General features: G+C 38.3%; 31 protein-coding genes. 14 read left to right on the top strand and 17 right to left on the bottom strand.

The window, feature by feature from the left end; all coding sequences use genetic code 11:
• Positions 1 to 9: 9 nt before the first annotated feature.
• Complete coding sequence (locus AA0X71_RS19330; RefSeq protein ID WP_019154984.1) at positions 10 to 204, bottom strand: gamma-type small acid-soluble spore protein; 195 nt, start codon at positions 202 to 204, stop codon at positions 10 to 12.
• 76 nt (positions 205 to 280) lie between these two features.
• A complete protein-coding gene (gene fabL / locus AA0X71_RS19335; protein WP_413362683.1) occupies positions 281 to 1030 on the bottom strand; it encodes an enoyl-[acyl-carrier-protein] reductase FabL in 750 nt (249 codons plus the stop codon).
• A gap of 111 nt (positions 1031 to 1141) precedes the next feature.
• Here fabL and AA0X71_RS19340 point away from each other — a divergent pair, with 111 nt between their 5' ends.
• Positions 1142 to 1327, top strand: a complete 186-nt coding sequence (locus tag AA0X71_RS19340) for a hypothetical protein (RefSeq protein ID WP_413356910.1) — start codon at positions 1142 to 1144, stop codon at positions 1325 to 1327.
• A 53-nt stretch (positions 1328 to 1380) separates the two neighbouring features.
• On the opposite strand, the gene mutY is transcribed toward AA0X71_RS19340, so the two are convergent.
• Positions 1381 to 2496, bottom strand: coding sequence for an A/G-specific adenine glycosylase (mutY, locus tag AA0X71_RS19345; RefSeq protein ID WP_413356911.1), 1116 nt, complete (start codon positions 2494 to 2496; stop codon positions 1381 to 1383).
• A gap of 198 nt (positions 2497 to 2694) precedes the next feature.
• Between mutY and AA0X71_RS19350 the strand changes: the two genes are divergently transcribed.
• A complete protein-coding gene (locus AA0X71_RS19350) occupies positions 2695 to 3675 on the top strand; it encodes a metal-dependent hydrolase (RefSeq protein ID WP_413356912.1) in 981 nt (326 codons plus the stop codon).
• Positions 3676 to 3712: 37 nt separating this feature from the next.
• Here the strand turns inward: AA0X71_RS19350 and AA0X71_RS19355 are convergent, their stop codons facing one another.
• Entirely contained in the window at positions 3713 to 3976 is a 264-nt protein-coding gene (locus tag AA0X71_RS19355; RefSeq protein ID WP_413356913.1) for a YfhJ family protein, read from the bottom strand.
• Between the two features lie 142 nt (positions 3977 to 4118).
• On the opposite strand from AA0X71_RS19355, the gene AA0X71_RS19360 reads away from it, so the two are divergent.
• Positions 4119 to 4295 (top strand): small, acid-soluble spore protein K, encoded by a 177-nt coding sequence (locus AA0X71_RS19360; protein ID WP_019154990.1) that lies wholly within the window; start codon positions 4119 to 4121, stop codon positions 4293 to 4295.
• Positions 4296 to 4363: 68 nt separating this feature from the next.
• Positions 4364 to 4522 carry a YpzG family protein gene (locus tag AA0X71_RS19365; RefSeq protein WP_019154991.1) on the top strand — a complete coding sequence of 53 codons (159 nt, stop codon included), beginning with the start codon at positions 4364 to 4366 and terminating at the stop codon, positions 4520 to 4522.
• A gap of 50 nt (positions 4523 to 4572) precedes the next feature.
• Here the strand turns inward: AA0X71_RS19365 and AA0X71_RS19370 are convergent, their stop codons facing one another.
• On the bottom strand, positions 4573 to 4893 hold the full coding sequence (locus AA0X71_RS19370; RefSeq protein WP_413356914.1) for a YfhH family protein: 321 nt from the start codon (positions 4891 to 4893) through the stop codon (positions 4573 to 4575).
• Between the two features lie 5 nt (positions 4894 to 4898).
• A complete protein-coding gene (recX, locus tag AA0X71_RS19375) occupies positions 4899 to 5717 on the bottom strand; it encodes a recombination regulator RecX (protein WP_413356915.1) in 819 nt (272 codons plus the stop codon).
• Positions 5718 to 5822: 105 nt separating this feature from the next.
• On the opposite strand from recX, the gene AA0X71_RS19380 reads away from it, so the two are divergent.
• The 3 genes from AA0X71_RS19380 (at position 5823) to AA0X71_RS19390 (ending at position 7184) form a co-directional block, all read left to right on the top strand.
• The gene (locus AA0X71_RS19380; RefSeq protein ID WP_413356916.1) at positions 5823 to 6722 is read left to right on the top strand and encodes a TIGR01777 family oxidoreductase; all 900 of its coding nucleotides are present in this window, start codon (positions 5823 to 5825) and stop codon (positions 6720 to 6722) included.
• Positions 6723 to 6787: 65 nt separating this feature from the next.
• Positions 6788 to 6916, top strand: coding sequence for a YfhE family protein (locus AA0X71_RS19385; protein WP_413356917.1), 129 nt, complete (start codon positions 6788 to 6790; stop codon positions 6914 to 6916).
• Positions 6917 to 7001: 85 nt separating this feature from the next.
• On the top strand, positions 7002 to 7184 hold the full coding sequence (locus tag AA0X71_RS19390; RefSeq protein ID WP_413356918.1) for a YfhD family protein: 183 nt from the start codon (positions 7002 to 7004) through the stop codon (positions 7182 to 7184).
• Positions 7185 to 7396: 212 nt separating this feature from the next.
• Here AA0X71_RS19390 and AA0X71_RS19395 read toward each other — a convergent pair whose 3' ends face one another.
• Complete coding sequence (locus tag AA0X71_RS19395) at positions 7397 to 10549, bottom strand: SNF2 helicase associated domain-containing protein (RefSeq protein ID WP_413356919.1); 3153 nt, start codon at positions 10547 to 10549, stop codon at positions 7397 to 7399.
• A gap of 173 nt (positions 10550 to 10722) precedes the next feature.
• On the bottom strand, positions 10723 to 11217 hold the full coding sequence (locus tag AA0X71_RS19400) for a DoxX family protein (RefSeq protein WP_413356920.1): 495 nt from the start codon (positions 11215 to 11217) through the stop codon (positions 10723 to 10725).
• A 501-nt stretch (positions 11218 to 11718) separates the two neighbouring features.
• Between AA0X71_RS19400 and AA0X71_RS19405 the strand changes: the two genes are divergently transcribed.
• Positions 11719 to 12276: a hypothetical protein gene (locus AA0X71_RS19405; RefSeq protein ID WP_413356921.1), complete on the top strand. Its 558-nt coding sequence runs from the start codon at positions 11719 to 11721 to the stop codon at positions 12274 to 12276.
• Positions 12277 to 12299: 23 nt separating this feature from the next.
• Here AA0X71_RS19405 and AA0X71_RS19410 read toward each other — a convergent pair whose 3' ends face one another.
• From AA0X71_RS19410 to AA0X71_RS19430, 5 genes are read right to left on the bottom strand one after another with little or no spacing between them, the layout of a single operon-like run.
• On the bottom strand, positions 12300 to 12740 hold the full coding sequence (locus AA0X71_RS19410) for an OsmC family protein (protein ID WP_413356922.1): 441 nt from the start codon (positions 12738 to 12740) through the stop codon (positions 12300 to 12302).
• 11 nt (positions 12741 to 12751) lie between these two features.
• Entirely contained in the window at positions 12752 to 13915 is a 1164-nt protein-coding gene (locus tag AA0X71_RS19415; protein ID WP_413356923.1) for a vitamin-B12 independent methionine synthase, read from the bottom strand.
• Between the two features lie 27 nt (positions 13916 to 13942).
• Positions 13943 to 14665, bottom strand: coding sequence for a sulfurtransferase TusA family protein (locus AA0X71_RS19420; protein WP_413356924.1), 723 nt, complete (start codon positions 14663 to 14665; stop codon positions 13943 to 13945).
• Between the two features lie 26 nt (positions 14666 to 14691).
• On the bottom strand, positions 14692 to 15054 hold the full coding sequence (locus tag AA0X71_RS19425; RefSeq protein ID WP_413356925.1) for a DsrE family protein: 363 nt from the start codon (positions 15052 to 15054) through the stop codon (positions 14692 to 14694).
• A 15-nt stretch (positions 15055 to 15069) separates the two neighbouring features.
• Positions 15070 to 15309, bottom strand: a complete 240-nt coding sequence (locus tag AA0X71_RS19430) for a sulfurtransferase TusA family protein (RefSeq protein WP_413356926.1) — start codon at positions 15307 to 15309, stop codon at positions 15070 to 15072.
• 186 nt (positions 15310 to 15495) lie between these two features.
• On the opposite strand from AA0X71_RS19430, the gene AA0X71_RS19435 reads away from it, so the two are divergent.
• Positions 15496 to 16383, top strand: a complete 888-nt coding sequence (locus AA0X71_RS19435) for a selenium metabolism-associated LysR family transcriptional regulator (protein WP_413356927.1) — start codon at positions 15496 to 15498, stop codon at positions 16381 to 16383.
• Positions 16384 to 16502: 119 nt separating this feature from the next.
• Here the strand turns inward: AA0X71_RS19435 and AA0X71_RS19440 are convergent, their stop codons facing one another.
• The 3 genes from AA0X71_RS19440 to AA0X71_RS19450 all read right to left on the bottom strand — a co-directional run bounded on the left by AA0X71_RS19440 (position 16503) and on the right by AA0X71_RS19450 (position 18395).
• The gene (locus AA0X71_RS19440; RefSeq protein ID WP_413356928.1) at positions 16503 to 17111 is read right to left on the bottom strand and encodes a DUF421 domain-containing protein; all 609 of its coding nucleotides are present in this window, start codon (positions 17109 to 17111) and stop codon (positions 16503 to 16505) included.
• Positions 17112 to 17287: 176 nt separating this feature from the next.
• On the bottom strand, positions 17288 to 17629 hold the full coding sequence (locus AA0X71_RS19445; protein WP_413356929.1) for a cupin domain-containing protein: 342 nt from the start codon (positions 17627 to 17629) through the stop codon (positions 17288 to 17290).
• Positions 17630 to 17714: 85 nt separating this feature from the next.
• Positions 17715 to 18395 (bottom strand): M50 family metallopeptidase, encoded by a 681-nt coding sequence (locus AA0X71_RS19450; protein ID WP_413356930.1) that lies wholly within the window; start codon positions 18393 to 18395, stop codon positions 17715 to 17717.
• Positions 18396 to 18570: 175 nt separating this feature from the next.
• Here AA0X71_RS19450 and pepT point away from each other — a divergent pair, with 175 nt between their 5' ends.
• Positions 18571 to 19803, top strand: a complete 1233-nt coding sequence (gene pepT / locus AA0X71_RS19455; RefSeq protein WP_413356931.1) for a peptidase T — start codon at positions 18571 to 18573, stop codon at positions 19801 to 19803.
• Between the two features lie 59 nt (positions 19804 to 19862).
• On the opposite strand, the gene AA0X71_RS19460 is transcribed toward pepT, so the two are convergent.
• Positions 19863 to 20453, bottom strand: a complete 591-nt coding sequence (locus tag AA0X71_RS19460; protein ID WP_413356932.1) for a lysozyme inhibitor LprI family protein — start codon at positions 20451 to 20453, stop codon at positions 19863 to 19865.
• A gap of 195 nt (positions 20454 to 20648) precedes the next feature.
• Here AA0X71_RS19460 and AA0X71_RS19465 point away from each other — a divergent pair, with 195 nt between their 5' ends.
• The 4 genes from AA0X71_RS19465 to AA0X71_RS19480 all read left to right on the top strand — a co-directional run bounded on the left by AA0X71_RS19465 (position 20649) and on the right by AA0X71_RS19480 (position 23343).
• Positions 20649 to 21890, top strand: a complete 1242-nt coding sequence (locus tag AA0X71_RS19465; RefSeq protein ID WP_413356933.1) for a CynX/NimT family MFS transporter — start codon at positions 20649 to 20651, stop codon at positions 21888 to 21890.
• A 51-nt stretch (positions 21891 to 21941) separates the two neighbouring features.
• On the top strand, positions 21942 to 22118 hold the full coding sequence (locus tag AA0X71_RS19470) for an SE1832 family protein (RefSeq protein WP_413356934.1): 177 nt from the start codon (positions 21942 to 21944) through the stop codon (positions 22116 to 22118).
• A gap of 103 nt (positions 22119 to 22221) precedes the next feature.
• Complete coding sequence (locus tag AA0X71_RS19475; RefSeq protein WP_413362738.1) at positions 22222 to 22344, top strand: hypothetical protein; 123 nt, start codon at positions 22222 to 22224, stop codon at positions 22342 to 22344.
• Positions 22345 to 22383: 39 nt separating this feature from the next.
• Positions 22384 to 23343: a LacI family DNA-binding transcriptional regulator gene (locus tag AA0X71_RS19480; RefSeq protein WP_413356935.1), complete on the top strand. Its 960-nt coding sequence runs from the start codon at positions 22384 to 22386 to the stop codon at positions 23341 to 23343.
• Positions 23344 to 23390: the final 47 nt, after the last annotated feature.

Below are 23390 nucleotides of genomic sequence, written 5' to 3' on the forward strand. Positions count from 1 at the left end.
TATGAGCTGTTATGACTGACCGAATTGGCCAGAGTTTTGAGATTTTTTAGATTCAGCTTGTTGATTTTGCTTTTTTACCTCTTGAGCATTTGTTTCGCTACCAAATTCAGTACCGAATTGCCCTTGAGAGCCAGCAGATTGAGCGTTTTGTTGGCGTACTTGTTGAATGTTAGTTCCAGCTTGAGATTTGTTTGGCTTTGCCACTGATATCACCTCCACGCATATTAATTTATCCATGCATAGAGATTACTATCCAATTATTTATTTGGAAAAAATTGACTTAAACTAATAAAGAAATTCCACCGTCTACTATAATCGTCTGCCCTCTTATCATGCTTGCTTGATCACTTACTAAAAACATGACCGTGTCGACAATATCATCGATTTCAACCATTTTTCCAGCAGGTGTTTTCGCTCTCGCCTCAGCAAGAAGCTCCTCTCGATTCGGGAAAGATTTCAATGCTTCCGTATCGACTGCTCCACCTGATACGGCATTTACAACGATATTTTTCTCAGATAGTTCAACTGCTAAATAACGGGTAAGTGCTTCGACTGCCGCTTTCGATACCCCAACTGTCGTGTAATTCTCTAAGTAGCGAATCGCACCTAGTGAGCTTATGCTTACAATTTTTCCGCCACCGTTCTTTTCCATTCGTTTTGCCGCTTCCTGGGCACAAAAAAGAAGTGCCTTACTATTAATGTTCATTGTCCAATTCCAGTGAGACTCTTCTAGCTCCATAATTGGTCTTTGCACTCCAGATGCCGCGTTGCTAACCAAAACATCTAAACGATCGAATACTTGATCAATCTCCTCAAACATCCCTTTTATTTTCTCAACATCCCCTACATTCGCTTTAACCACTAATACTTTTCTTCCTAATGCCTCAATTTCAGCTGCTGTTTCTAATGCTGCCTTTTTACTTCTTGCATAGTTGATGACGATGTCGTAACCTTGTTTTGCTAAGCGAAGAGCTGTTGCTTTTCCAATTCCTCGACTACTTCCTGTAACCAATGCTACTTTTGCCATAATATCTAGTCCCCTATCTACCGATTATTCTTCTTCAATTTTAGTCATTCTTTGTATAGATATCAATTCAGAACAAAAGACTATCCATATACATACTTGAAGGAGTGTTTCTAAATGTACGAAGGAAGAGATATGACAGAACTCTCGATGATGTCCATCGCAAATTGGAGCGAAGAAGAACTTGCCTATTTTCATCATTGTTTGCAACAAATGATGCCTTACTTAAACGCTGAAGGTCAAACGATTCATCGCGAAATCATGGAGGAAATCGTAAATCGTGGCGGGTTAAAAAAAGGATAGTTTGCCCACTCCATTATTATTAAACTTCATATTATGAGAAAAAAACGCCGTTTTTAATCGGCGCTTTTTAATGTAGACACATCTTTAAAATATTGTCTCATGATTTTCTGATGAGACACGGGAAATGGATACTCATCAATATTTTCTAGGGTTGCGTATTTTAAGTTATCGGTCTCTATTATTGGAGTAAGAAGTTCCCCTTCGTAGACTTGAATATCCCATTTTAGATGCGAAAATACATGTTCCAATTGACCAATATTTTTTCCCAGCTTTACGTCTATTTCGAGCTGCTCAGATAGTAAGCTTTGAATATGACTCTTTTCTCGAGAAAAAGGAATGGATACTTCGACGTTAGGGAATTCCCACATATTCGCTAATAAGCCACTGCTTGGACGCTTATGAATGACGGTTTTGCCTTCGTTGTCTTTCAACACAACTGCCGCAAGTTGAACGAGTCTCTGCTTTTTTGCCTTTGTTTTGACCGGAAGTTCTTTTTCCACGCCTTCATGAAAGGCATGGCAGTGTTCTCGAACAGGACATAGTAAGCACGATGGAGATGTTGGTGTGCAAATCAGGGAGCCAAGTTCCATTAATGCTTGGTTAAAATAAGATGGATTTTCATGTGAGATCATCTCTTCAATTGCTTTCTCAAATATTTTTCGTGTCGATGGTTTAGCAATATCATCCCAAATCGATAAAATGCGAGAAATGACTCTCATGACATTTCCGTCTACGGCAGGTTCTGGAACCCCGTAAGCAATCGATAAAATAGCTCCTGCTGTATAAGGTCCCACCCCTTTTAAGGTAGAAATTTCATCCTTTGTGTCAGGGACAGTTCCACCATACTTTGCCTTTACTTCTTTAACAGCTGACTGAAGATTTCTTACTCTTGAGTAGTATCCTAATCCTTCCCAAGCTTTTAACACCTTTTCTTCATCGGCATCTGCTAAATCTTCCAAAGTGGGGAATTGTTCAATAAATCGATTGAAGTAAGGAATAACTGTGTCTACTCTTGTTTGCTGAAGCATGATTTCTGAAACCCATACCTTGTATGGGTCCTGATCCTTTCGCCATGGAAGAACCCGTTGTTCTTTCGTAAACCAATCAATAAGATCATCTTGGAAGGCATCTTTGTTAACTAATTTTAGGTTTTTGAGTGAATCTGTCATGATTATGCCTCCTGCTGTCAAATATAATATTAATAAATATTTGTGAATTTTATTTAAACAATTTTGAAAATAACGGGTTAGAACTATATTTACACCACAGATGTTGTTAAAATTATTATATAATAGTCAGTCTTGCAAGTAGATCTTTTTTCCTGCACAAGATCACTTTAATTCTATCCTATAAGGAGGTTCATCCTTTTGGACACTGGTACTCACTTAGTTATGGGAATAGCCCTCGGGGGGCTTGCTACTCTCGATCCAGTCATTGCAGGTAGTGCCGCCACGGCAACGAGTGTCATGATTGGAACAATCGTTGGATCACAAGCTCCGGATGTTGATACCGTTCTTAAACTAAGAAATAACGCTGTATATATTCGAAATCACCGAGGAATTACTCACTCTATTCCAGCTGTGTTATTATGGCCAATCGCCATCACAGCGGTCATCTATCCATTTTTTCCAGAAGCGAACCTTCTGCATCTTTGGTTATGGACTTTTCTTGCCGTCTTTCTTCACGTCTTTGTGGACATTTTCAATGCCTATGGAACTCAGGCATTACGGCCATTTTCGAGCAAGTGGGTAGCCTTAGGAGTGATTAATACGTTTGACCCTTATATTTTTGGCTTACATGTACTTGGATTGTTCATTTGGCTAATGGGAGCTGATCCTGGATATACGTTCTTGACCTTATATGTGATCCTTGTTGCATATTATATTATTCGCTATTTCACACAGCGAAAGGTGATGAATGAAGTACGGAACCTCATCCCAGATGCGACGGATATTATCATTGCACCGACAATGAAGTTTCACCAATGGCGTATTGCTGTAATGAACAAAAACCAATTTTTCGTAGGTCGTGCCCATGATAATGACGTAACCATTCTCGACCAATTTGATCGAGTAAAAGTCCCATCTTCACCTGTGATTGATGCAGCCAAAAAGGATGACAATTTATCTGCCTTCCTTTCCTTTTCTCCTGTATATCGCTGGGAAGTAGACGAATACGATGATTATTACGAAGTGAAGTTCATTGATTTACGTTATCGCAGCAAAGACCATTATCCTTTTGTTGCCGTGGTTCAGCTTGATCGGGACTTAACTATTCTAACTTCCTATACAGGCTGGATCTTTAGCGAAGAGAAGCTTAGAAAGAAGTTAGAAATTATTCCGGGTTAATTTGAAATGTCCAATTCCTCGATGGAATTGGACATTTTTAGTTCTCTTTCTTGTCCTCAAATAAATGACTATATTTCGGATTGCTTGCGAAAAATTCATGGAGCTTATCACCATAGTTTTCAATCCATTGGCGCACGATTCGTTCGGTCATTTCGCTCCCCTTATACTCTCTCCCCGCCTTTGCGCGCGTTGTTTCAAAATCATCCCAAAGAAGTTCAACCCATGTTTGCGCTTGATGAACGGACAATTTTTCATTTTTTGTAAGCAAAAGTTCGACTAGCTTTTGTTGGTATTCCTGCATTTCTTTACACCTCACTGGTAACTTTTAGTTTGTCGTAATTATGATACTTCATTGTAAATGTGCTCATACTATTAGTACGTGATTAGCATGATTGATTGATGTTCTTCACGTTTTTGATTACTTTTTTTAGGGGGTAACTGTTTTGCGTAATAAAGCTAAAGGTTTCCCATACGAGAATCAAAATAAGTTCGAGGGAGAACCTCGAGCTAAAGCAGAATATGCCTCCAAAAGGGCTAATGGCACAACGAATACTCATCCACAAGAGCGGATGAGGGCATCGAATAACCGGGAATCTGACACATCAGAGTTGTTTGAGTAGGAATTTTGAATTTTGCTTGCATCCATGTTTTTCTCTGAAAAATACTTTTTTCGGGAGGCTGCATAAAAATGGGAAATTCGAAAAAATTCTTTGACAAGAATCCGTATTCTAGCCCATTTACTTCGCCAAATTTTCGTACGAAGCATGCACATTCTCAAGTTAACGGAGAAACAAAGGAAACGCAAGATATCATTATCCTCCATCACCAAATCCGGAAAAATTCTTAAACATTTTCACACCTTCGTCAAACCAATAACCAGAGCTAATTTGGCTCTGGTTATTTTAAGTTTTTTAGCATCGAGATTGGTAATGCCTCTTTTTCCTTACTTTCACCGAGGCGATATCCCCAAGCAAAAACACCGTTCAAATAGGACACTTGAAAATACTTCCCTGGGTCCCCTTCTATTTCATAAATCTCTTTTTTCTTAATATCTTTTGGATTCAACAAATATGCTTTTGCCATAATTGCTTTGCGTTCAAGGACAGCAAACTCGTTGACCATCCCCATTTGTTCCGCTTTTCGAGCTTGTTCTTTAAGCTTGGCAATTTCCTGTCTAAGTTCGTGCTCACTCAATTCGCTGTATCTTTTATCTTCCATCGTTGTCACCTCTTATTGTAGGTCCTTTTTTCCTCTAAAAATGCTTCGATCATATCGAGTGAAAAGCCTTTTCGATACAAGGCCTGTTTCATCCTTTGATGATACTCATATCCCTCGTACTTCTCATATTTCTTATGGACCTTTTCCCCTTGGTATCTTAAGGCGTCCATTTCCTCATCGACATCTTTAGAATCATCAACGGCTTCTGCTGCGATCTGAATGACATCAAAAGGGAATCCTTTTCGGAGCAAATGTTGTTCTGCTTTCTGCTTTACTATTCTTTCTGAATCACGGGAACCTTTCTTGAATGCCTTTTCCAGCAGTTCAGTTGCTTTTTCAACCTGTCTTTCAAACGGGTACTCCTTCAAGGCAAGTTCAATTAAAGTGGGAGCAATTCCCTTTTCTTTCAATTCTCGACGAATCACCTCAAGCCCTTTATCCGTTGTGTTCATTTGGGTTCTGACGAAAGCTAGAGCATATTCTTCATCGTTGAGAAACTGATAGTCATACAATTTATGAATAACTTCTTGAATAACAGGGTCTTCAACTTCTTTTTCGCTTAAATATTTGCGAACTTCATGCTCTGATCTCATTTTCCTAGATAAAAAATGGACTGCCAAATTATATGCTTTGCGGATATCATCATGATAATGAATTTCCATGAGTGCAAAGTCATCAAGTTCAAGACCCTTTTTTAAATTAAACTTTATCAACACATCTTCATCGACGCTAAAAGCGTATTCCTCACCTTTTCCATGGTCCAAGAAGATATTATAACGATCTGTGTTCTTTTTTTGGACGGTGATTTTTGTAATGATAGCCATAACCTCACCTCCCTATAAATGTACCATATTCGTCTCTTAAAAAAGAGGGTTTTTCACATCTTAAAGCTAATTAATCCATATGAGAAAAAAGAGGAGGCATTTGATATGAGAATTGCCATTGCAGGTGGAACAGGCTTTGTTGGAAAAGCCTTAGCAAAAAGACTGGTAGAACTTGAGCACGAAGTATTTATTCTCACTCGAAATCTTTCAAGGGACGGAAACGTTACATACGTACAATGGTTAACAGAAGGAAGTGAGCCAGCAAAACAACTACAAGAGATCGATGTCATGATTAATTTAGCCGGTGAATCAATAGGGGCTGGACGATGGACACCAGCACGGAAAAATCTTATCCTCCAAAGTCGACTACAAACAGTCGCTGAAGTGATACAGCTAATGAAAAATCTCCAAAAAAAGCCAAAGGTGTTCCTTAACGCAAGTGCGATTGGTTTTTACGGTACTTCACTACACGACACCTTTACAGAGGATGAAAGGACTCCCGGAGACGATTTTCTCGCCTCGACAGTCAAGCAATGGGAAGAAAAAGCGTTAGAAGCTAACAACCTCGATATTCGCACTGTTCTTTGTCGATTTGGCATTATTTTAGACAACAAAGAAGGAGCCTTACCAAGAATGGCACTTCCTTATAAATTATTTGCAGGCGGAAACTTGGGATCGGGCGAGCAATGGATGTCATGGATTCATCTCAATGATGTCGTAAATGGAATCATTTTTGCCATGGAGAATGAGAAGCTTTCAGGTCCTGTTAATTTCACCGCACCAAAACCTGTGAAAATGACCGAATTGGGAAAAGCGCTCGCTCGAACCATGAAAAGACCTCATTGGATCCCAGCCCCAGCCTTTATCTTAAAGGTAGTACTTGGAGAGATGAGCCTGTTAGTGTTGGAAGGACAGCGTGTATTTCCGACAAAGTTACAAGAAGCAGGCTATTCTTTTCAATATGAGCAAATTGATTCGGCATTACATGACATTTATCAAAAATAAAGTATCATTCCGCCTTAGCAAGGGAAAAATAGGAAGTGTATATAATTCAAGAAGGGATGATACCGATGTCTGATAAGAAGAGAAAAGATAAGTCGAAAAGTACTTTATCAAGTATGCAGGAAATCAACTATTCCCACGAATTTAAGCTTGCTGACCAAGCAGGTGGATTTACAAAAAAGAAGGCAAGACACTAACATATTTTCTATCATCTTAAGAGAAAATAAAGTACGGAAACATTCGTGTTTTCCGTACTTTTTTTCTTAGAAAGGGGTCTTCCTAATGGGACGTGCACATGGGCATAAAACAAGAGATAAGAACAAGGCAAACTTGCCACAGGTTCCGAAAAATATGAAATCTGATGGACTTGATGTGGAGTTTGATCGTGATTTAGCCGATCATGATGATTTAGAAGCAATGGCTCGTTCAAATGCAGCTGATAAACGAGCGAAAAAGAGGAAATAGAGATTTGTCAGTGGGGCACTTCCCCACTGACTCAGGCTGTTGACAAACGCTCGCTTTCTTCGTTGCTTCGCCTTGTCCGGTGCTCATTACCTACTATGGTAACTCCGCTCCTCCCAAGACTTCGCGCCTCGAAAGACAAACGTTTTCAATCAGCCTGATGGTAACTGCTGTAGATTATTCTTTAATTTCAGTGGGGCACTTCCCCACTGACTTTATACTTCTAAAAGATCGCGAATATCTTCATCTGTTAATGCCCATGCTTTATTCTCTGAGGACTTCACCAACTCATCGATGAGATGTCGTTTCTTATCTTGAAGTTGATCCATTTTTTCTTCAATTGTTCCCCTGGAAATTAATTTAATGACTTTAACCGTATTCTCTTGGCCAATCCGATGGGCCCTGTCTGCTGCTTGTTCTTCAACAGCAGGATTCCACCAAATATCATAAAGAATAACCGTATCCGCTCCAGTCAAATTTAGCCCTGTCCCACCAGCTTTTAATGAAATGAGAAAGAAACTATTTTCCCCCTGATTAAATCGATTGCAGATCTCTATTCGTTCTTCAGATGGAGTATTTCCATCTAGATAGAAATACGCCTCTCCTTTTTCAGCTAGCTCTCTGCCAATTAAATCGAGCATTTTCGTAAATTGTGAAAAAATCAATACTCTTCTGCCCGTTAGTTTAGCTTCTTCGACAATTTGCATAAGCTTCTCAAACTTTGCTGACCTTCCCTTATATCCATCAACAAAAAGGGCAGGATGACAACAAATTTGTCTCAATCTCGTTAAGCCTGCCAAAATTCTAATGCGATTTTTTCGAATCGTATCTTTGTCTAGATGTTTAAGGGTATCATGTCTGAGCTTTGCTAAATAAGCTGCATACAGCTTCTTCTGCTCATTGACCAGATCGACTGATTCCTGAAGAGCAATTTTCTCTGGAAGTTCTTCAAGTACATCCTCTTTCATTCTGCGAAGAAGAAAAGGCCTTGTTCTTCTCGCAATTTGTTTACTAGTCAGGTTTGCGTAACTTTTTAATCCTCTAAAAAGTTCTGGAAAAACGACATGATAAATGGACCAAAGCTCTTCACTTGAGTTCTCGACTGGTGTTCCAGTTAAAGCAAAGCGATAATGCGCTTGAATCTTCTTGACTGCTTTTGCCGTTTGCGTCGTTGGATTTTTAAAGCTCTGCGCCTCATCAAAGAAAACAGTGTGGAATTTTTCCCGTTCAAGCAAGTTCAAATCTTTCCTAAGCAAAGTATAGGAAGTGATGAAGACATCTGTATTTTTCAATTCATCATATAGACTTGTTCTTTGCTTCCTCCCCCCGTCCATCACAACAGCTTCAATCCCTGGTGTAAATTTTTTTATTTCACTTAACCAATTATATGTGACGGAAGATGGACAAACGATTAATACGGGTCGACTACTCTTGCGAATTTCATCCACCACAGATTGGATGTAAGTGATGCTTTGAAGCGTTTTGCCAAGGCCCATATCATCTGCTAAAATACCCCCAAAACCATAACTGGCAAGAGTTTTCATCCACTGATAACCCTTCTTCTGATAATCGCGAAGAATATGCGTTAAATTTTCAGGAACTTTCGCATGACTCACGTCTGGATCGGTCATCTCTTTTAAAAACTGGCGAAACGATTGTTCTGGGGTAAAAAGTTCATTTTCCATAATGGAATCGAGATGGGCAATCCCCTTTAGCAACGGAAGCTCAAATGAATGATCGGCATCCTCATGTAACGGTACCGAATTTAAAAAACGTTTCATCTCTTCAAACTCTTTTGTCTCGAGAGAAAGCAGAGAACCGTTACGTAAACGATAATACTTCCTTTTTTCTTCTAATGCTTGAAGAAGTTCGCGAATTTGAGTTTCTGGAATCCCATCCATTTCAAACTTAAATTCGAGCCAGTTCGTCCGCTCTTTCTTAAATTTCACTCTTATTTTTGGTGGGGCATGCCCTTTGAAAATTCGATTTCGAACAGCTGTCGTGGCGTACACCTCTGTTAGCTTTTGCAGCTTCGGAACGGTATACGTTAAAAATTCATATTCGAGCTCTTCATTATGCAGAAAGTAGCCTTCATCCGTATTTGCTAATTCACTCTCTTCAATTAACGATAAAATCGCTTCTTCTTTTCTTGTGTCTCTCACGATCATCGAGGTGATATTTGAGTTCCCAAGTGGATTAATAACTAGTCTCCCGTAATGAAATTCAAGCCCGACAAGCAAACGATTTTTCACTCTGTCTAAAAATAACTTCGCAACAAGAGGTGTTCTCACTAGCTTCTTCTCTAATTCGCTTGCAATCGTTACCGTCCCTAGCTTTTTTAAGCCAGGCAATATTTTTTCCAAAAAGAAATGAACTTGTTCTTTCGGAATTGGAATATGATTGGTTTTTGACGAAAATAGCATTTCCTGCAAATTAGCTAATCGTACGCAGTCATCATAGTTTAAGTGAAAGATTTGTCCGTCACAAAGAACGTATTCATAGGTGGTTAAAACAACTAAACGATCTAACCCTGTTACGATTAATTGGTAAGCATCCCCGTCAGTTGCTTGAAATTCAAAATGCAAATCTAAGGGCTTGTTTGAGACTTGTAGACCTTGATAAGCATTTCTACCATATTTAAGTCTTGTCTGCGGGATGCTCGTGAGTAATGGTAAAATCCTTTTCCATGAAGTTGGAGGAACGATTAAAATGTTGTTTTCAGAAGATCCTTGCTCAGACAAAAGTTCCTCATCACGATTAACCTGAATCATCTCATGAATCACTTGATCAGCTTCTCTTTGAAAACAGTGTGCTCTCGGATCATACGTAAAAGCTAAGGAGAGCACACTTCTTTTTCCACTTCCTACACATTCTAAAAAGTTGCTAATATTCAAGATTGGGGTCGCCTCTATTTGAATATCGATACCAAGCATCATTTGTCCAGTTTCTCCTGTAATCGGTGTACATGTGAAAATGGGATTTAATACTTGCCTGTCTTCAAAATGAAGCTGTTGTCCACTTGAACGTTTCGGCTTCTCTTGAAAAATGGATAATAGTCCTTCTGCTAATTCAGAATGTTGAGGAGCGGTTTGCTTATGATAAAGTGCAATTAAGACTGCCGCAATATGCTGGCAATCTTTTTGGAAAGAAGCAAGGGTTGGACAGCTGCAGCTTGTTTCCAAGTCTCCTTGTTCATTGATATTTATTGATACTTGAAATTCTTCTCCTGCCATGACGAGCGCTTCGCAGGAGTCGGAGCTGTTTTGTTGAAATTGGACTTTATTTTTATGATAAAAGGTTTCGCCTTTTTTGAAGGAGATATCTCCACACATTTCTTTTATTTGTTTGCGTGTTAGCTTTGTTTCCAAAATGTATGACTCCTTCCTGCCTGTTGAATACTTTCTATATTATAGAGGATTTGTGGATAAGACAAGTGGATGGAACTTGTGGATTTGGTCTACTAGGATTAAAGTTTCAATAATAAAAAAAGAGGTGCCTTAAAAGCTAAGCTTTTGGGACAACCTCTTTTATAAGCTTTCTATTAATGAGGATTTGCTGCTAGGTTCTTTCTTTTGTTTAGTAGCTCTTTTACGTATGGGATTGCAAATCTGTCAACACCCCAGTAGTAGCTTCCTTTACCTGCGAATAGGAGGATGACTGCTGTTGTAAAGAGAATTGGGTTTGTGCTTACTGTACCAGCCATTAGGAAGTTGAAGTTCATGAATGCACCTGCGATTAAGGCTGGGATTGTTGCTACTCCAAAAATTAATCCTAAACCAACTAGAACTTCACCATAAGCAACCATAACACTGAAAATATCTCCATTTGGCAAAGCGATATTTTCTAGAAACGCTGCATACCAACTTTGTACTGCTGGATTCTCACCTGCTGCTTTGGCAATTGCCCCTTGCATAAACCCTGTTGCATCAAAACCGTCTACTACTTTATGCCAACCGCCTTCAATCCATTGGATTCCAAGCCAGATTCTTGCTATTGTCCAAACGATAGCTACTTGCGGATTTGTCCACCATTTCATTTTAACCGTCCCCTTTATTTGTGATTAATTTCACAATTGTAAGTAAAAAAATTTAATTCGTTCTTCATTAAGCCGGCCCGCTTATTTAGCAGAGAATGCCTTTTACTATCTTGTGAAGTTTTTCACTTATTCTCTACACTCATAATATATACCTTATGCATAATGAAAACAATGCTTTTCACAATTCTTTCACAAATTATAGTTCAACTGTGAATGAATTGTGTACATATTTATCCACAGGGATGTTAATAGTGTGGATGAGATTTTTTAATCCAATTTTCTTCAACCTTTTTGCCTTGATAAGAATTGTTAATAAAAATCCTCTGAATTTCTGTGGATAATGTGTATAACTTTGTGGATGACTGCTATTTAAGCTTTTTTACTGTGGAAAACCATTTGAGGGAGTTGAATAATTTTTTACAAATAAATCTATACACACGAGATGATCTTTGTTTCAATATTAATGTAGACGTACTTAATTTCTTTTAAGGGGAATTATATATGGAAAAAAATTATCAGACAAAGCACCTTTTTCTAGCCATCGCGATTATAACAGCTGTGTTTGCACCGATTCTTTACTTTTTCCTTCCACAAACGGTCGCAGACATTGTACACCATAAAGAAAACGTATTTTTTGTCTCTGTGCCCGATGAGAATTTCACCGTTTTTGCTTTTGGTTATGGATTTATTTTTTTGGCTGCTATCACACTTTTTTTATTAAACATTAGAAAGCTATCAATTATCATCAGTATCGTATTTTTATGCTTGGCTCTTACTACCTTCTTTATTGGTTCGCAATCCTATCGGGCATTAGCAACTGATCATATTTCCTATAGCCCATTATTTTCCTTTGAAAAAGAAACTTATTCTTGGGACGAAGTGACAGAAGTCATCCGTTATCGAGATGAAATCGGAGATAAATCAGAGTACGAATTCGTATTTGCGGATGGAAAACGAATGAAGATTAAAGATAACCGTTATTTACAGCACGCCTCCTACAAATTTAATAAAAAGCTTCAAGAAGAGAATTTATCAGTTGAGTTCAGGCTAATTGAATAAAAAAAAGTCCTACTCAGGACTTTTTAAGCTTTTAACCATATATTTTGAATAGGGATTCCAGCATCCTTTACCGTTCTAAATAGAGGGCAGCGTAAATCGACAGCTTCTTGCATTTCGTTCACTCTCACTTGGGTTTCACTTGTTTGAATGGAAGCCTTGATCGTTACTTCCTGAAACTTCGGATCGACATCCAAATTCCCCATCAAACCGCTGATATCGATATTCCCTTCCGCTTCAAAGGTAATGCCTTGGAGGTCAAATTCCATTTCCTTCGCAATAATCTGCGCCATCACATTCTCACATGCTAAAAGTGCTCCTAAAAACGTCGATAACGGATCGGCAGCTGAATCCTTTCCACCCATTGATACTGGCTCATCTACCGCGATACCATGTTTACCAGCCAAGGCATCTAATCGCATTCCTGAACCCGTTCCATTAACCTTAACATCTAAAATTTGCACCATTTTTTCTCCCCCTAGTCCATTTCTCGTAATATTTTAGCCGCCTCTACCATCATCTTTAATTTATCAAAAGCAATCTCGTCACTATTCATCGGTCGTTGAGCAAAGGTTCCAAAGCCACAATCAGGATTCAAAAAGATCATCTCATCATCCAATATTTTTCGAACCTCTTGTACACGGCTTACAACCTCTTCCACCGACTCAACTGCTTCTGTTCTAGGATTGATAACCCCAAATCCAAGTTCTTTTCCAGCGAATTCCTTGATTACTTCTATTTCTCCAGCACGAGGAGTCGAATACTCTAAAACAAGTTGGTCTACTTTCACTTCAGCTAGATACGGAATTAATGGATCATAAGGTCCACGTAAAAGGACTTCCTCCTCCGTACTCCAATTCCCACGGCAAACATGGACACCTATTTTCGTTTTACGCCCAAGCATTCCTTCTGTTACCTGGTTCATTAAATCAAGGGCAAAAGCAATCTCTTCTTCCGCATCCGCTTTAGCAGTAAGAGCCCCACACATAAAGGTACGGTTAGCATTCTTCTTCGTAAATACAACCTCTGTTAAAACAGGTTCATCAAATTGAACAAAATCAGCTCCTGCTTCGATTAAGTCTTCTAGTTCTTCTCTAAGCACACGAATAATATCTATGGCCAAATCTTCTTTAGTCGGGTATGACTCTTTTGATAATCCCTCGACCCACATCGAGCGTGTTAAAAGATACGGTCCTGGCAACGTAACTTTAATGGCTTTATTTGTATGTTTTTTTAGAAATAAATAATCATTTAGTGCGAGTGGTTTTTTGCGACTGATTTTTCCAGTTGCTGCTGGATTGGTCATCGAATACGCCGGGACATCCAATGTACCAAGAATCTCTTCAAAACTTGCTTTATCTTCTACATAATCAAGAAGTTCAGCTACGGAAAGCATGCGAACATTGTGTAAATGCTCAGCTACAAAGGAGATATAATTGTCTCTTCTTTGTTCACCATCTGAAACATAATCAAGACCTGCTTCTTCTTGCCACTTCAGGATTTGTAAAATTGCTTGATTGGCAATTTCATTAAATTGTTCTTCGCTGATTCGCCCTGCCTTTTTATCACGCATTGCTCTTTGAACTTCTTTCGTTCTTGGCCAACTCCCTATCATGCTCGTTAAAAACTTCACATTTCTCACTTCAATCTCATCCTTTTTTCCAACCGTTTAGAAAGCCATCGAAAACTTAATGTTAATTTGAATCGTATCTTTTAATGTTTGATATATTGGTGAACGCTTTAACGTCTCTTTCCAAATCTCTTCTAATATATCTTCCTCACTAGGAGAAGAAACATAGAATGTCCCCACTATTTTACTGATTTTTGGACTACCTACCTCTTCAATTTCCATGTGGTAGAGAATATTATCTAAGCTACCTTTAAGACTAAGTTCAGCATCGTCAATCTCCACATTTCTTTTAGAAGCAAGTGCTTTAAAACCAACAGTCAAACAGCTCCCTAACGAAGCAAGTAAGTAGTCTATCGCACTTGGTGCATCTACCTTTGAGCTAAAGTCAGCAGGTTGTCCCGCCAAAAATGTATGGTTTCGCGAATGAATCTTTGCTGTTAGTTGGTTTCCATTTTGAACACGAACGCTCCATTGATAGCCTTTCGCTGCTTCTAAATCTTGTTTTAAATCGGAGTGTGTTTGCCCTTTACGGATAAAATAACGTGTCGTACCTTCACCTTGCTCTGAACCTAGAAATTCATGATCAACCATCCGACACCAAGCAGGCAAATCCTCTGAAACTGTTCTTTCCCTGCTACGAACCTCTAATATTTCACCGGACTCGAGAGGATCCATCGTTTTCTTTATAATGAGGAGAAGACCTGAACCACAGTCCAAATCTCCTCCATCACAAACTGCTTGAGGATTGTACACTTCCTTCACCCTCTATCTCTTCATTTTTAAATGGATTAATAGGTGATAGATGCAGCTCCCTGACTTAGGAACTCTACTAATTTTGCACCACCAACAATTGTAGCTCCTTCGATAAGGTCTTCCTCTTCAAGACCACGTTTTTTATAACAAGGACTACATACCCAAAGAGTGCCACCCGCTTCCACAAATTGATCCATCAGCTGCTTTAACGGTGCAAAGCCTTCTTCATTGATGTCCTCTGCATATCCTTTTGCAGCAAGATAAGCTCCTTCTACATTTAAAAATACAACCGTTTCCTGACCTGATGCCACAGCCGCATTCGCGACTACAAACCCGACCGTTGCTTTATCTCCATCATTATTTGCATTTGTTATACTTACTAGAAATTTCCCTGACATGTTCATTCCTCCACTTTAGTTTTTTTGAATGTAATACTGACTTACTTTGCCTTCATCTTCACGTTTCAATAGAGTTTGGTTCTGTAATCTACACCATGCTGGGATGTCTTCCCTGGCTCCCGGATCATATGATATTACCTTGATCACATGACCACTCTGCATTTTTTTCATCGTTAAAAAAAGGTTCATAATCAACTCTCCACAGCCTGTGGGACCTGCATCATAGGTAATATCCGCTTCTAATTCGGATGTCACTTAGCTACCTCCTCTACTTGGAAAGCGCATACTAATTAAATCAGGAGCACACACTTGTCATAATCTATTAATATTTACGGCCCTCTTTCATTATAAAAAAGTGATAAACTTATATAAATTCAAGTTATCGATAAAACCTATGTAAATGAATCGTTTTGATGAATATGTTTGACGGAGGTTATAGAAATGGAATTACACCAGCTATTCGTTTTCACGAAAGTTGTTGAACATAAGAGCTTTTCAAAGGCTGCTGAAGCTGTTTATTTAAGTCAATCGACGGTCAGTTCCCATATTCAAACATTGGAAAAAATGTTGAATGTACGACTTTTTGATCGGGTTGGTAGGGATACAATCGTTACTCCATACGGGGAGCGCTTATATTACTGGGCATTGAAATTACTAGAACTAAAGGATCAGGCACTCTACGATATTAAGGAAAGTGTTACCGATCTGAAAGGGAAGATTCATATTGGCGTTAGCTCTGTTCCTGGACAATTTCTAGTCCCCAAAATCGTGAAGGAATTCCGACTCCAATACCCAAATGTTACGTTTTTGCTAAGTGAATTCCCTTCAAAAATTGTTGCCGAAAAAGTCATGAGTGGAAAAGTAGATGTAGGATTTCTAGGTGAAAAATACGAGGACGAGAGACTTCATTACCTCCCTCTACAGAAAGAGAAGTTAGTGGTGATTTCATCTGATGAGTTTCATTTAGAAGATAGCCTGTCAATCGAAAACATTCTTCATTATCCTTTTGTGATGAGAAAGTCTGATTCAGGAACGAAGGCCATTTTAGAAAAGTTTTTGAAGAAGAAACAAATCAAAGAGGATCAATTGAATATTGTTGCCCATACAGATAGCAGTCAAACGTTAATTGAATTTGTCAAACAAGGAATCGGCATTGCCATTATTTCAGAAATTGCAGCACAGGAATATGCCCTTTCGAACAAACTTCATGTTCATGAACTACAAGGATTTGAAGATGAGCGCTATTTCTATCTTGTCTATAATGAAATGAAAACATTATCTCTTGTGTCTAAGCTTTTGATTGAGATGGTGAGTAAAAATTCAGAATGAAACTAAAGGAAATATCAGAGAAGAAAAACAGGAGCAATCGAAAGATGGATACCATTCGATATTCAAAAAAAATGGTATCCTAAATCATCTTTCCTTCATTCTCCTGCTTGATCATTCTATTACTTTAAATTGTCCGGATGCCCTTGTGTTTTTAACCCTTTAATTTCTTCAAAAATGTCATTCTTCTCTGATGAGAGATTTCGAGTTCTATTTTGGTCATCATTTTGTTGGAGAGGAAAATAAATATTAACAAGTTTTTTGAACTCACTGACAGTTAACGGTTTCGCATCATCATTCAATTCATACCCAAGCAGTCCATTCGGTTCAAGGGTTGCATATTTTACATCTTCTATTTTTGAAATTCCTTGATTACGCAACCTCATCTCTAATTGATCGACTGTTAAACGCAACTTCTTGAGATTCTGGAAATTCAATTTACCGTTTTCGATAATAATTTTCGATTTTCCTGTAATAAATTTTTCAAAGAAATTAAATTTGACTTGCATATATTCAAGGATAACGATTGAAGCCATGAAGATAGCTGCTCCAACAATAGCTTTAAGTATACTTTTTTCTACAATCGGTTGAACGATGATGGTTCCAACAGAAATCATAACTACTGTTTGAGCAAGAGTCATTTGAGATATAGATTTCCTTCCTGATATTCTTAACAGCAAAATTCCAGCCATAATTAAGACAAATGGCTTCCAGATATAAGATAGCTCCATCAAATTGGCCCTCCCAAAGACAACTTTGTTTTTTAATTTTCCCACTTTTTATTTTCTTATGTTCTTCTGAAACCCCTTTTTATTATTAACGAAAAAAAGCATACCAATTTGTAAATTGATATGCTGATTATTATGCTATTTAAATATTTCTCCACAAAAACAGAACTACGTAATTATTATATATTTTGAACATATTGCTCACTTGGAATTTTATTCAGCATGACATATAAGCTCGTATTTTCATCCGTGTCATTTACGAAAGCAAATTCTTCTTCCCCATCTGCTACGATCACGTCATTGGCCTTTGCCTTTACTTCCTTCCCATCAATCGTGAAGGTGCCTCCACCGTTAACAACGAGTAGATAAACATTTGTCCCTGGATGCTTGTGAGTTGGTAAAGACTGCTTTGGGGTAAAGTTAAGGACAAAAACGGTACTTTCTCCTTCTTTAAAAACAATTCGCTTCGTAAATCTTTCTACACTATACTCTATATAATCATGAAGATTGACTTGTTTCAATATCATGCACACCTTTCTATTCCTATAGGATGTATTACATCCTCATCATAATCATTTTCAACTGTTAAAGGTGTGATCGATATCATCAGTCAATACGATAAATTTTATTTTTATATCCCAACCAAACAAACAGGAGAGATTGGGCAAAAAGAATGATTCCCCAAATTTGAGCAGGGATGATCCTTGTTGCTCTTGCAAGTCCAGTAGCATCTCCAGCAGTATGTGGCTGCATGAAGCTTAACATTTGAATCGTAAAAGCACTTGAAACAGATTCGACTAGTAAAATGGTTGCAATAAGAAGTAAGCAGTTTTGAATCACATTCGCTGACCCTTTGTATAACAACAAAAGAAAGGCTGCCCCAAAAGAAATAAGCCAAAATATGCCATACAAATTACGAACCCAAAAAATAATATTGAGGAGAATCAAGCCAATCAATATACCGGTCAAAACCTTATACTTTTTTCTACTAATCAACCAAAGTGCTACGAATGCCATCGCTGATGAGGCTACATATCCAGCTGCACCTGTAAAAAATCCTCCAAACCACGATTTATGACTCGTGTACGTTACGCCCTCTGTGTTCATGAAAAGGGAAATCGAATGGACATCTCCACCAACCAATGCAATGAGGGCATGACCTGACTCATGAACAAGAGTATTGACGACCCCCACATAATTTCCAAGGAAAGGGACATTCGTCAACAGAATGGCAATTCCAATGAACAAGAGAAATTTTAAACTTATATGTTCTTTTATCGTCCTCAACATCTTCCCTACTTTACGATTTTATTTCTTATTTTTTACGGTTATGGATTGGAAAAGTTTCAACTACGACAAAAATGACAGATTGGTAGTATAATGAAAACAGATTTTGCGTTTTATCGAAATATTTCAAACTATCTTCATAATAGCAGTAAACAACAAATAGGAGTTGAGAAAATTGAAACAAGATTTAATTGAAAGACTCGTTCGCTATGCGAAAGTCGATACCCAATCTAATGAAGATTCACCAACATGTCCTTCAACACCAGGCCAGCTTGTGCTTGCCAATATGCTTGTGGACGAGCTTAAATCAATAGGCATGAGCGATGTGACGATCGACGAAAACGGATATGTGATGGCAACACTTCCTGCCAACACAGATAAGGATGTGCCAACAATTGGCTTCTTAGCCCATGTGGATACAGCAACTGACTTTACTGGTGCTGGTGTCAAACCACAAATTGTTGAAAGCTATGATGGAAATGATCTTGTCCTCAATGAAAACTTGAGCGTCATTCTTTCTCCAAAAGACTATCCTAATCTAAAAAATTACATAGGTCATACCTTAATGACCACAGATGGAACGACTCTTTTAGGTGCAGATAACAAAGCTGGCATCGCCGAAATCATGACCGCGCTTGTGCACTTAATGAAGCACCCTGAAATTAAACATGGAAAAGTGAGAGTTGCTTTTACTCCTGACGAAGAGATAGGTCGAGGTCCTCATAAATTTGACGTAGAGGCATTCGGTGCAAAATATGCCTATACGATGGATGGTGGGCCACTTGGACAACTTCAATATGAAAGTTTTAGTGCCGCTTATGCGAAAGTAACGTTTAAAGGCAATAATATCCACCCTGGTACTGCGAAAGGAAAAATGGTCAACTCTGGGAAAATAGCGATGGAATTCAACAGCAAACTCCCTGCTGATGAGGCACCTGAATATACAGAAGGCTATGAAGGCTTCTACCATCTTCTCTCTATTAATGGAGATGTAGAACAGACGACTCTTTATTACATTATCCGTGACTTTGATCGTGACAATTTTAACCATCGTAAAGAAACAATCGTTAATATCGTCGAAGAATTACGAGAGAACTATGGTCAAGACAAGGTTGTTCTTGATATGAACGATCAATATTACAATATGCGCGAAAAGATTGAGCCCGTGATGGAGATTGTCGATATTGCCCATGAAGCGATGACAAATCTCAACATTAAACCAGTGATTGAACCGGTCCGTGGTGGGACAGATGGTTCTCAGCTGTCATATATGGGACTGCCGACTCCTAATATCTTTACTGGTGGAGAAAATTATCATGGGAAATTTGAATACATTTCCGTTGATAATATGGAAAAAGCAACAAAAGTGATGGTCGAAATCCTGCGCTTATTTGAAGAAAAGGCTTAGAATCCACATAATAAAGCTCAGGGGCATCATGTCTCCTGAGCTTTGCCTTTTCGATGAAATTATTTCATATACTCTTCAACTAATTCGAAACATCTTTCTTCTGTCAGATCGTTCAGGACTGCTGTATATTCTAATTGTTCCTGTGTTCCACCTTTATACTTTTCGGATGCCTCAAGCGCGGTACTATCACGATATTTTATCCATTCACGCTGTTTTTCTCTTAACTGGTCCATCTCTTCGGTAGGAAGTTGCTCTTTGAGAACAGCATAAACTTCATTTAATAATCCATCCCAAACATCAAATCTTTGACCTTCCGCGTTTTTCATTGCGTATGTGCTTGAGTCGGTTGGATTTTGTCGCAACTCATCCATTTCTATTTTCGTCTCATTCAGTTTCTTAACATAGTCTTCCTTCAGACTGACTTGGTCTTCTTTTTCCTCTGTATTAACTGGTGTTTCCTCGTTTTCAATTGTGCTATTACTTTCTGAATCCGTATTATCATTCTCTGAGTTAGCATTATTACCTTCTGAATCAGTATTATCTGTATTCGAAGGTGTCTCTGTCGATTCTTCGTTAATGTCCGGTGAAGCATTTGATTCATCAGTAGATTTTCCACATGCAGCTACAATTACAATTAGTAGGGTAAACATTACGAGTAAAAATTTGTGATTTTTTTCATTATACTACCTTTCCTTTTTAGTAATCTATTTTCTCAGGGAAAATTCCCTCATAAATTATCTTAACATAAGTTCCCTTTTGTCGTTTCTCTATAAGCAATCCCACACTTTCATAATAGTCAGAATTGTTATAGAATGTTTATAACTTTGTTTTGGGAGTGTATATGAATGGAAAAGGCCCGTGCATTAACATCAGAAGAACAAATAACAAGAAATACCCTATTAATCTTAGGAATTATTTTCGTGGCCTTCAATTTAAGACCATCGATCACTTCTGTCGGACCACTTATTAGCTTTATAAAAGAGGATACAGGCATGTCAAATAGTGTAGCTGGATTCATCACAACACTTCCTTTGCTCGCATTTGCTTTCCTTTCTCCCTTAGCACCAAGGCTTTCTCAAAAAATCGGCAAAGAAACTACCGTCCTTGTTGCACTTGTTTTTCTAGGGATCGGTTTATTTATAAGGTCATCAGGAATGCTCTTTACGTTATTTCTTGGAACGGCCATTATTGGACTCGGCGTTGCGATTTGTAATGTCATTTTACCAGGGATTGTGAAACAAAGCTTTCCAACTAAAGTGGGCTTGATGACGGGTATGTATACTGTTTCTATGGGGACGATGGCCGGAATTGCACCTGGAATTAGTGTCCCTTTATCTGAAACCTTACATTTAGGCTGGCAAGGTTCACTTCGTGTTTGGATGATTTTAATTATTCCTGCCCTATTGATTTGGCTCATTCAGAGCAAGCGCAAAGAAAAAATCCCTGGTCAATATTTCCAAGTAAAACCAGCTAATTCTTCTCTGCTTTCTTCTGGACTTGCATGGCAGGTAACATTATTTATGGGTCTACAATCAACCATCTACTTTTGTTTTATCACCTGGCTTCCAGAGATGCTTTATAGTCATGGTATAAGTATCTCGACTGCTGGTTGGATGGTCTCGATCCTTCAATTTTCAGGAATACCAGCCAATTTTATCATCCCGATTCTCGCAGACCGAGTACCAAATCAAAAGGGAATCGTCATTGCCATCGGCGCACTTTGTATGAGTGGCCTTATTGGGTTACTCGTTGGGGGAAATTTGGTTCTTTTGTGCCTTTCGATTATTTCAATTGGTCTAGGAACAGGAGCGGCCATAAGTCTTGCTTTAACTCTAATGGTATTACGAGCAGCTAATGCCGAACAGGCCGCTAACCTTTCTGCCATGTCTCAGTCGATCGGCTATTTTTTAGCAGCATTAGGTCCCATCCTTTTAGGCTTTATTTTTGACGTTTTTCATTCTTGGATCATTGCCTTGTTTCTCCTAATGGCTCTTACAGTTATTATGACTGTTGCGGGAATTGGAGCTGGAAGAAATCAATATGTATTAGAAGAAAAAAGAGGAGCTATTCATACCCTTCAGCAATGACGAAACGATGAATATATGTTATGAATATAGTTAGAATCGAGGTGCTAACAAATGAATAAAAAAGAAATCGAATATAAAATTCAAGATTTGAAGTACGAATATGTCCGTTTGCAAAACGATTTAGAGAAATTGGAGTTTGTCCAAGGAAGGCTTTCTCCACTTGAAAAACAAATTAGCGAGATTGAAGTGGAATTGAAGGCCCTTCATCAACAGTTAGCAAGTCTATAAAATGGCCAAATCGTGTTGATTTGGTCTTTTCTTTTGATTACTATTTGACATGAAACGCGTTTCATCCTTTACGCTCTTATCAAAGAGATAAGGAGGCGTATATGTGATGTTCGGATTAATCATTCTTTGTTTCATTATTTTATCTTCTTCGTATTATTGTTTGAAGGCCTCTGGCCAATCAATGGATGTTCAGTCATTTGAGAAATTTGATGATTATTTTAGTTGATTACACGGCGATTATTGACGCTTTAAAAGGATGATGTTTATGACAAATATTAAAGACTTAGCCAAAATGGCGAATGTATCTGTCTCAACTGTTTCTCGAGTATTGAATAACCATCCTTATGTAAAGGAAGAAAAAAGACTAGCCGTATTAGAAGCAATTAGAAAAAGTAATTATCAGCAAAACATCAATGCGGTTCACTTAAGCAAAGGAACAACACAACTAGTGGGAGTCGTCCTCCCTTTTACCGATCTTCCGTATTTTGGACAGTTGCTAAAAGGGATTGCTAATCAAGCCCTCGAACATAATTATAAGCTTATTTTATTCCAAACCGATTATATAGAAAGCCGCGAATTAGAAGCTCTGCAAATGTTAAAGCAAAAGCAAATCGACTCCTTAATTATTTGCTCTAGAGCTTGTGAAATGTCCATTATTAAGGAATATCTCCCCTATGGCCCAATCGTTTTATGTGAAAAGGTAGAAGATGACGATCTGGCAGCCACTTTCGTCAATCAATATCAAGCATTTATGATGGCCTTAGAGTATTTATATGAAAAGGGACATAGAAGGATTGGCTATACGGTAGGCAGAAAAAAGGGGACGAATAGTCGTGAGCGTCAATTAGCCTATGAGGATTTCATTAAAAAATATCAGTTACCTTCTAATCCAGAGTATATCATTTACGGATACTACCATTTAGAAGATGGGGAACATGTAGTCAAGCGCCTTCAAGAGATGGAAGAGCCTCCAAGTGCAATACTTGTTACATCGGATCAAGTCGCAGCTGGAATCATTACTTATTGTCAAAACGAGCAAATCTCAATTCCTGAAGAGCTTGCCCTTATCGGCTTCGATAATCAACCGATTGCCAAAATGCTAGACATTACCACCATCGAAATTCCACTCGAGGACATCGGGAAAGATCTTTTCCTTCAAGCGATTCATGAAGAAATATCTTCTATTGAAATTCAAGCAAAGCTGATTGAAAGAGGAACGGTGTAAATGATGTTCCTCTTTCATTTTCGCTTTTTTTGGCATATAAAGCTGAA

This window comes from Robertmurraya phoenicis, from assembly GCF_047302285.1.
GTDB lineage: Bacteria > Bacillota > Bacilli > Bacillales > Cytobacillaceae > Robertmurraya.

What these genes read in the sequence shown, in the direction of transcription:
- AA0X71_RS19340 (WP_413356910.1), top strand. Translation starts at nt 1,142, where the DNA reads ATGTACGAAGGAAGAGATATGACAGAACTCTCGATGATGTCCATCGCA.
- mutY (WP_413356911.1), bottom strand. Translation starts at nt 2,496, where the DNA reads ATGACAGATTCACTCAAAAACCTAAAATTAGTTAACAAAGATGCCTTC.
- AA0X71_RS19355 (WP_413356913.1), bottom strand. Translation starts at nt 3,976, where the DNA reads ATGCAGGAATACCAACAAAAGCTAGTCGAACTTTTGCTTACAAAAAAT.
- AA0X71_RS19365 (WP_019154991.1), top strand. Translation starts at nt 4,364, where the DNA reads ATGGGAAATTCGAAAAAATTCTTTGACAAGAATCCGTATTCTAGCCCA.
- AA0X71_RS19370 (WP_413356914.1), bottom strand. Translation starts at nt 4,893, where the DNA reads ATGGAAGATAAAAGATACAGCGAATTGAGTGAGCACGAACTTAGACAG.
- recX (WP_413356915.1), bottom strand. Translation starts at nt 5,717, where the DNA reads ATGGCTATCATTACAAAAATCACCGTCCAAAAAAAGAACACAGATCGT.
- AA0X71_RS19380 (WP_413356916.1), top strand. Translation starts at nt 5,823, where the DNA reads ATGAGAATTGCCATTGCAGGTGGAACAGGCTTTGTTGGAAAAGCCTTA.
- AA0X71_RS19385 (WP_413356917.1), top strand. Translation starts at nt 6,788, where the DNA reads ATGTCTGATAAGAAGAGAAAAGATAAGTCGAAAAGTACTTTATCAAGT.
- AA0X71_RS19390 (WP_413356918.1), top strand. Translation starts at nt 7,002, where the DNA reads ATGGGACGTGCACATGGGCATAAAACAAGAGATAAGAACAAGGCAAAC.
- AA0X71_RS19400 (WP_413356920.1), bottom strand. Translation starts at nt 11,217, where the DNA reads ATGAAATGGTGGACAAATCCGCAAGTAGCTATCGTTTGGACAATAGCA.
- AA0X71_RS19405 (WP_413356921.1), top strand. Translation starts at nt 11,719, where the DNA reads ATGGAAAAAAATTATCAGACAAAGCACCTTTTTCTAGCCATCGCGATT.
- AA0X71_RS19410 (WP_413356922.1), bottom strand. Translation starts at nt 12,740, where the DNA reads ATGGTGCAAATTTTAGATGTTAAGGTTAATGGAACGGGTTCAGGAATG.
- AA0X71_RS19425 (WP_413356925.1), bottom strand. Translation starts at nt 15,054, where the DNA reads ATGTCAGGGAAATTTCTAGTAAGTATAACAAATGCAAATAATGATGGA.
- AA0X71_RS19435 (WP_413356927.1), top strand. Translation starts at nt 15,496, where the DNA reads ATGGAATTACACCAGCTATTCGTTTTCACGAAAGTTGTTGAACATAAG.
- AA0X71_RS19440 (WP_413356928.1), bottom strand. Translation starts at nt 17,111, where the DNA reads ATGGAGCTATCTTATATCTGGAAGCCATTTGTCTTAATTATGGCTGGA.
- AA0X71_RS19460 (WP_413356932.1), bottom strand. Translation starts at nt 20,453, where the DNA reads ATGTTTACCCTACTAATTGTAATTGTAGCTGCATGTGGAAAATCTACT.
- AA0X71_RS19465 (WP_413356933.1), top strand. Translation starts at nt 20,649, where the DNA reads ATGGAAAAGGCCCGTGCATTAACATCAGAAGAACAAATAACAAGAAAT.
- AA0X71_RS19470 (WP_413356934.1), top strand. Translation starts at nt 21,942, where the DNA reads ATGAATAAAAAAGAAATCGAATATAAAATTCAAGATTTGAAGTACGAA.
- AA0X71_RS19480 (WP_413356935.1), top strand. Translation starts at nt 22,384, where the DNA reads ATGACAAATATTAAAGACTTAGCCAAAATGGCGAATGTATCTGTCTCA.